Source organism: uncultured Sphaerochaeta sp., assembly GCF_963676625.2.
GTDB lineage: Bacteria > Spirochaetota > Spirochaetia > Sphaerochaetales > Sphaerochaetaceae > Sphaerochaeta.
The window spans coordinates 680,984-688,397 of the sequence record NZ_CAXXYB010000008.1 but is presented as its reverse complement, the minus strand read 5'-3'; the positions used below and the strand labels follow the sequence as shown (position 1 = coordinate 688,397).

Annotated in this window: 3 protein-coding genes, 1 tRNA gene and 4 rRNA genes; all 8 read left to right on the top strand. The window is 52.5% G+C overall.

Features of this window, described 5'->3' with window-relative positions:
- A 16S ribosomal RNA gene (locus tag ACHZBG_RS13930) occupies positions 1-840 on the top strand; the annotation flags it as partial.
- 148 nt (positions 841-988) lie between these two features.
- Positions 989-1,062 (top strand) — tRNA-Ala (locus ACHZBG_RS13925).
- Positions 1,063-1,113: 51 nt separating this feature from the next.
- Positions 1,114-4,054: ribosomal RNA gene (locus ACHZBG_RS13920) — 23S ribosomal RNA — on the top strand.
- Positions 4,055-4,137: 83 nt separating this feature from the next.
- A 5S ribosomal RNA gene (rrf, locus tag ACHZBG_RS13915) occupies positions 4,138-4,251 on the top strand.
- A 124-nt stretch (positions 4,252-4,375) separates the two neighbouring features.
- Positions 4,376-4,489, top strand: a 5S ribosomal RNA gene (gene rrf, locus ACHZBG_RS13910).
- 220 nt (positions 4,490-4,709) lie between these two features.
- On the top strand, positions 4,710-5,723 hold the full coding sequence (locus tag ACHZBG_RS13905; RefSeq protein WP_320130065.1) for an ATP-binding cassette domain-containing protein: 1,014 nt from the start codon (positions 4,710-4,712) through the stop codon (positions 5,721-5,723).
- Positions 5,720-6,382, top strand: a complete 663-nt coding sequence (locus ACHZBG_RS13900) for a methionine ABC transporter permease (protein ID WP_320130064.1) — start codon at positions 5,720-5,722, stop codon at positions 6,380-6,382. The genes ACHZBG_RS13905 and ACHZBG_RS13900 overlap by 4 nt, the downstream gene beginning before the upstream one ends.
- A gap of 84 nt (positions 6,383-6,466) precedes the next feature.
- Positions 6,467-7,276 (top strand): MetQ/NlpA family ABC transporter substrate-binding protein, encoded by an 810-nt coding sequence (locus tag ACHZBG_RS13895; RefSeq protein WP_320130063.1) that lies wholly within the window; start codon positions 6,467-6,469, stop codon positions 7,274-7,276.
- Positions 7,277-7,414: the final 138 nt, after the last annotated feature.

The following is a 7,414-nucleotide window of genomic DNA, read 5'->3' as shown; positions in this document are numbered from 1 at the left end:
GATATCTGGAAGAACACCAATGGCGAAGGCAGGCATCTGGCCATGTATTGACGCTGAGACGCGAAGGTGCGGGGAGCAAACAGGTTTAGATACCCTGGTAGTCCGCACAGTAAACGATGTACACCAGGTGGCGGGGGGTTGACCCTCGGTACCGAAGCTAACGCATTAAGTGTACCGCCTGGGGAGTATGCTCGCAAGGGTGAAACTCAAAGGAATTGACGGGGGCCCGCACAAGCGGTGGAGCATGTGGTTTAATTCGATGGTACGCGAGAAACCTTACCAGGGCTTGACATATACCGGAATATGCCTGAAAGGGCATAGCTGCTTGCAGCCGGTATACAGGTGCTGCATGGCTGTCGTCAGCTCGTGCTGTGAAGTGTTGGGTTAAGTCCCGCAACGAGCGCAACCCCTGCTGCCTGTTACCACCACGTAAAGGTGGGGACTCAGGCGGAACTGCCGGTGACAAACCGGAGGAAGGTGGGGACGACGTCAAGTCATCATGGCCCTTATGCCCTGGGCCACACACGTGCTACAATGGCCGGTACAGAGCGCAGCGAGGCCGTGAGGCGGAGCGAATCGCTTAAAGCCGGTCCCAGTACGGATTGGAGTCTGCAACTCGACTCCATGAAGTTGGAATCGCTAGTAATCGCGCATCAGCATGGCGCGGTGAATACGTTCCCGGGCCTTGTACACACCGCCCGTCACACCATCCGAGTCGGGGGTACCCGAAGTCGCCAGCCCAACCCGCAAGGGGGGGCGGTTCCGAAGGTACGCCTGGTGAGGGGGGTGAAGTCGTAACAAGGTAGCCGTACCGGAAGGTGCGGCTGGATCACCTCCTTTCTGACAAGAAAGGCAGGCCCGAGGCTCTCACAGCCCCGGACCGCAATCCAAGGCCGTTGGCCAGCAGGTGAGAGTCCTGCGAACAAGACGCCCCCCAGGGGCGCCGCCGTCGAAGATCTTCTCTTCCTTCCCCCGCCCTTTTTTATTCGGGGGCATAGCTCAGCTGGCTAGAGCATCGGCTTTGCAAGCCGAGGGTCAGGGGTTCGAATCCCCTTGCCTCCAGAGCATTGGTGATTATTGACAGGACAAGCGTAGGGATTGGAAGAATGATATGGTCAAGTGAAATTAGGGTCCACGGAGGATGCCTAGGAGCTGCCAGGCGAGGAAGGACGCGATAAGCTGCGAAAAGCCGCGGGGAGGGGCCAATACCCTTTGATCCGCGGGTATCCGAATGGGGTAACCCGAATGTCCTGATGACATTCGCGGGCACGTGAACAAAATAGCGTGTCCGCGGTATACGCTGGGGAGTGAACCATCTAAGTACCAGCGGGAGTAGAAATCAAACGAGATTCCCCCAGTAGCGGCGAGCGAACGGGGAGGAGCCCAAACCGCGTGCCTTCGGGTGCGCGGGGTTGTAGGGGCGTGGCGGGGGCTTGCCCCGTGCAGTCAAAAACCGGAAGGGTAGCGGAACGGTCCTGGGAAGGCCGGCCAGAGCGGGTGAAAGCCCCGTACGCGAAACCCTTTCGGCTGCATGGCCACGCAACCTGAGTACGGCGGGACACGAGAAATCCTGCCGGAATCTGGGGGGACCACCCTCCAAGGCTAAATACTCGGCAGCTACCGATAGCGCATAGTACCGTGAGGGAAAGGTGAAAAGGACCCCGGGAGGGGAGTGAAAGAGAACCTGAAACCGTGGACCTACAAGCGGTCAAAGCCCGAAGGGGTGATGGCGTGCCTTTTGTAGAATGAGCCTGCGAGTTACCGTATGCGGCAAGGTTAAGGGATAGAAGTCCCGGAGCCGCAGGGAAACCGAGTCTGAACAGGGCGTTCAGTCGCGTGCGGTAGACCCGAAGCCAAGTGATCTAGCCATGGCCAGGCTGAAGCAGGAGTGAAATCCTGTGGAGGGCCGAACCTAAATCCGCTGAAAAGGGTTGGGATGAGCTGTGGCTCGGAGCGAAAGACTAAACAAACTTGGAAATAGCTGGTACTCTCCGAAATAGCTTTAGGGCTAGCGTTGCACGGACTGTCGCGGAGGTAGAGCACTGGATAGGTGAGGGCCCGTCACTGGGTACCGAGCTTAACCAAACTCCGAATACCGCGATACAATATGCAGCAGTCAGACGGTGACTGATAAGGGCCATCGTCAAGAGGGAAACAGCCCAGACCGCCGGCTAAGGTCCCAAAGGCGTGCCAAGTGGGAAAGGAAGTATGATTGCACAGACAGCCAGGAGGTTGGCTCAGAAGCAGCAACCCCTTCAAAGAGTGCGTAATAGCTCACTGGTCGAGTAGTCATGCGCCGATAATTTAACGGGGCTAAGCACGCCACCGAAGCCGCGGGACAGCACTTGATGCTGTCGGTAGGAGAGCATTCCGTGTACGGAAGAAGCGGGGGCGGAAGCCCCCGTGGACGGGACGGAAGTGAGAATGCAGGCATGAGTAACGAAAAGACGGGTGAGATCCCCGTCCGCCGAAAGCCTAAGGTTTCCAGGGTAAAGGTAATCTACCCAAGGGTTAGTCGGCCCCTAAGGCGAGGGCGAGAGCCGTAGTCGATGGGAAGCTGGTCAACATCCCAGCACCTCCCAGAGTTCCGATTGGGACGACGCATAGGGCGAAACGCAGCAGGGCGACGGTAGTCCCTGCCGGAGCGGCGAGCCGATGAGGCACCCAGGCAAATCCGGGTGCCGAGGCGAGCCGTGAGCGAGACCTGTCTAGGCAGGTCGAAGTGCGCGTAGTCGTCGTGCCGAGAAACAGTCTCTAAGGATAGGCTCTGGGGGCCCGTACTATAAACCGACACAGGTGGGCGAGCTGAGAATGCGCAGGCGCACGGAAGAATTCGCGTTAAGGAACTCGGCAAAATGCATACGTAACTTCGGGATAAGTATGGCCCCCGCAAGGGGGTTGCAGTGAAACGGCCCATGCGACTGTTTACCAAAAACACAGGTCCATGCGAACCAGCAATGGGAAGTATATGGACTGACACCTGCCCGGTGCTGGAAGGTCAAGAGGAGTTGTCAGAGCAATCGAAGCAGCGAATCCAAGCCCCAGTAAACGGCGGCCGTAACTATAACGGTCCTAAGGTAGCGAAATTCCTTGTCGGGTAAGTTCCGACCCGCACGAATGGTGTAACGATATGGGCGCTGTCTCAACGCGAAATCCGGTGAAATTGAAGTCCAGGTGAAGATGCCTGGTACCCGTGGTTAGACGGAAAGACCCCGTGAACCTTTACTTCAACTTGGCATGGAGACTTGGACAGGGATGTGTAGGATAGGTGGGAGGCCGCGAGGCATGGCCGTCAGGCTGTGCGGAGCCGCTGGTGAAATACCACCCTTCCCTTTCCAATTTTCTAACCCGACCCGTTATCCGGGCCGGGGACAGTGCCAGGCGGGAAGTTTGACTGGGGCGGTCGCCTCCCAAAGAGTAACGGAGGCGCGCGACGGTCACCTTAGGATGGTTGGGAATCATCTGGCAAGTGTAAAGGCACAAGGTGGCTTGACTGCGAGGCAAACAAGCCGAGCAGGTACGAAAGTAGGTCTTAGTGATCTGGCGGTAGCGCGTGGAAGCGCCGTCACTTAACGGATAAAAGGTACTCCGGGGATAACAGGCTGATCTTGCCCAAGAGTTCATATCGACGGCAAGGTTTGGCACCTCGATGTCGGCTCATCGCATCCTGGGGCTGGAGCAGGTCCCAAGGGTTTGGCTGTTCGCCAATTAAAGCGGTACGCGAGCTGGGTTCAGAACGTCGTGAGACAGTTCGGTCCCTATCTGCCATGGGCGTTGGATGTCTGAGGGGTTCTGCTTTTAGTACGAGAGGACCGAAGTGGACGAACCTCTGGTGTACCAGTTGTCGTGCCAACGGCATCCGCTGGGTAGCCACGTTCGGAAGGGATAACCGCTGAAAGCATCTAAGCGGGAAGCCCTCCCCAAGATGAGACATCCCCCCCGCACTCGATGCGGGCTGAAGGAAACAGGGAGATGACCTGTTCGATAGGCCGGAGGTGTAAGCGCAGCAATGCGTTCAGCCGACCGGTACTAATCATCCGTGAGGCTTGACCATATCATCGTTCCAGTCCCGAGGCCCAGAGCCAAGGCCGGTCGTCCGAACACAACGAGTTGTTCGGGCTCCCAGGTGTTGGCTGGCCCGGTGGCCATAGCAGAGTGGATATACCCGTTCCCATCCCGAACACGGAAGTCAAGCACTCTCACGCCGATGGTACTACGGTTCGTCCGTGGGAGAGTAGGTAGCCGCCGGGCCTTTTCTTTGCCCTTTCCGTCCCCAACAGGGGATGTGATTGATATAGATCTTTTTTCAGTTTCTTTCGTGGAAGCCAAGTCTGGTCATCCGAACCTATGGTTCGGGTTACAAAGTGTTGGCTGGCCCGGTGACCATAGCAGAGTGGATATACCCGTTCCCATCCCGAACACGGAAGTCAAGCACTCTCACGCCGATGGTACTACGGTTCGTCCGTGGGAGAGTAGGTAGTCGCCGGGCCTTTTCTTTGCCCTTTTATCTCTTTTCGGAGATAGGTTCTATATAGTACAGGAGCGCACCATTGGTGCGCTTTTGTCGTCTTTAGGCAATCTTATTCCTTACCAATATCCTTTGATACCAAGGGGAATCATAGGCTTTCCTGGCTTTTCGCCATTCTGCACTTGTCCAAGCTATTCCTTTTTACTATGATGAATGCAATTAACTTTTGAAAGGAATTTCTATGCAGATAGTATTGAAAGAACTAAAAAGATCCTATGGAACTCTGCATGCGGTCGATGGCATTAGCCTCACCATTCCTTCCAATACGGTTTTTGGAATCATTGGACGAAGCGGAGCAGGGAAATCAACCTTGGTCAGGCTTATCAGCCTGCTTGAATATCCCGATGCAGGTGAAGTCTATTATGATGAAGTACGTGTAGATAATCTTCCCAAGCCAGAGTTGATCCAAAGAAGACGCCGAATAGGCATGATTTTCCAAAATTTCAATCTCTTTTCATCACGTAATGCTGCCGAGAATATTGCCTATCCTATGGAAATTACTGGGATGGACAGTGAGGCTATCCATAATCGGGTGCAAGAACTGCTGGCTTTGGTATCCTTGGAAGGGAAGGAACATGCCCCTATCAGCACGCTTAGTGGTGGTCAGAAACAGAGAGTGGCTATAGCACGGGCACTTGCTTGCAAGCCAGATATCCTGTTTTGTGATGAGGCTACCAGTGCCCTTGATCCCCAGACCACACATTCCATTCTTGCCTTGATCAAGGAAATACAAAAAAAGATGGCATTGACTGTAGTAATGATAACCCATCAAATGGAAGTAGTCAGGGATGCTTGTGACCAGGTTGCCGTCATAACGGATGGAAAAGTGGTGGAACAAGGAAAAGTCACCGATATCTTTGCCCATCCTGCAAGTGAAGTAACAAAAGATTTCCTTACCCATCTCATTGGTGTCGACGAGTCAGAAAAAGAAAATGAGAAAATGGTCCAATGGTCCAAGAAAAAAGGTGCTTATACCCTACGCTTTCGTGGGGATTCCACCGATCAGCCAATACTCAGCAAGATTTCCCGTGATCTGGGCGTAGAGTTCAATATCCGTGCAGGTGGAGTCCAAAAAGTCGGGAATGAGGAAATTGGTACTATGATAGTCGATATAAGTGGTGATGCAGAGACCCAGCAGAAAGCCCTGGATGCCTTACGGTCAGAGAATGTCATCGTAGAGGAGGATCAATTATGAGCAAACTATGGATTCTCGTAAGTCAATCGACATTGCAGACCCTCAGCATGGTTTTCTTTTCGACGGTTTTTTCCTTGTTGCTTGGACTTCCTCTTGGGATACTCCTTTCCATAACCTCAAGTGAAGAGCAGGGAGGGATCATTCCACATCCTGTCTTGAATAATGTCTTGGGCAGAATCGTCAATGTACTGAGATCTTTTCCTTTTATCATTCTCATGATTTTGCTTTTTCCGCTCTCACGTTTATTGATAGGAACCAGTATCGGTACAGCCGCTACTATCGTTCCGTTGTCCATTGCAGCAGCGCCATTTGTAGCTCGAGTGATCGAGTCTGCATTAAAGGAGGTGGATCCGGGGGTCGTTCAGGCCGCCCGTGCTATGGGATCCACAAATTGGCAAATAGTCTGGAAAGTACTGCTTCCTGAAGCCATGCCCTCCTTGGTCAGCGGAGTTACCTTGACCATTATCAACCTTATTGGTTATTCGGCCATGGCCGGGGCCATCGGTGGTGGTGGCTTGGGTGATTTGGCCATCAGGTATGGATATCAGCGTTTCAGGGGTGATGTGATGTTTGTTGCTGTCGTTATTATCCTGGTTCTCGTAGAGATCATCCAGGTAATAGGCAACAAGATCAGCGCCAGACTTTTGGCAAAACGTTAAATTTTTCTCTGTTTCCCTTCCTGTCAGACTCTTGTCCCAGGAAAAGGGGCTTTATATAATCAATTTCAATAGGTGGAGATGTATATGAAAAAAATATCGGCTATTTTACTAGTCCTTCTGTTAAGTATTTCCGTTTCCTTTGCTGCAGGGGCAAAAGAGCAGACCGCATCAAAGATCCTTACCGTCGGGGCAACTCCTGAGCCTCATGCGGCCTTTCTCAATTTGGTGGTGGATGATCTTGCCGCCCAGGGAATTACCCTTAAGATAAAGGAATTCACCGATTATGTTACACCGAATGAGGCTTTGGAATCCGGTGAGCTCGATGCCAACTTTTTCCAGCACATTCCGTATCTTGAATCCTTCAACAAGGAACGTGGTTATCACCTGGCAAGTGCCGGCGGCATCCATGTAGAACCATTTGCCTTGTATTCCAAAAAGTACAAGAGCGTTGCAGAACTTCCTGACGGAGCTACAATTGCCATTCCCAATGATCCTACGAATGAAGGTCGTGCACTCTTGTTGCTGCAAAGCGCAGGTTTGCTAACTCTTGAAGCTTCTGCGGGTCTTGAGGCAACTCCTCTCGATATTGCCAAGAATCCGAAAGGCTTGAAGTTCCATGAAATAGAACCGGCTTCACTTCCCAGGGTACTTCAGGATGTCGATGGTGCCATCATCAATGGTAACTATGCAATCCCGGCAGGATTGATCGCCACTCGTGATGGTTTGTTCGTCGAGGGTGCCGATAGCCCCTATGTAAATGTAGTGGCTGTCAAGGAAGGTAACCAGAATGATCCAAGAGTGGTTGCCCTGGTAAAGGCTCTCAGGGGCCAGAAGGTCAAGGATTATGTTGCTTCGCATTATAAGAATGGTGAAGTTGTCTTGGTAGATAAATAGAACTTTTCCTTGGATCCATATTACCTCTCCGAAAAGTATTTCGGGGAGGTTTATTTTTTTTGAATCAATATACAAAACATAGGCAAAATATGCATAAAATTACAGAAAAACTTGACAAATATTGTATATTTATGTAAT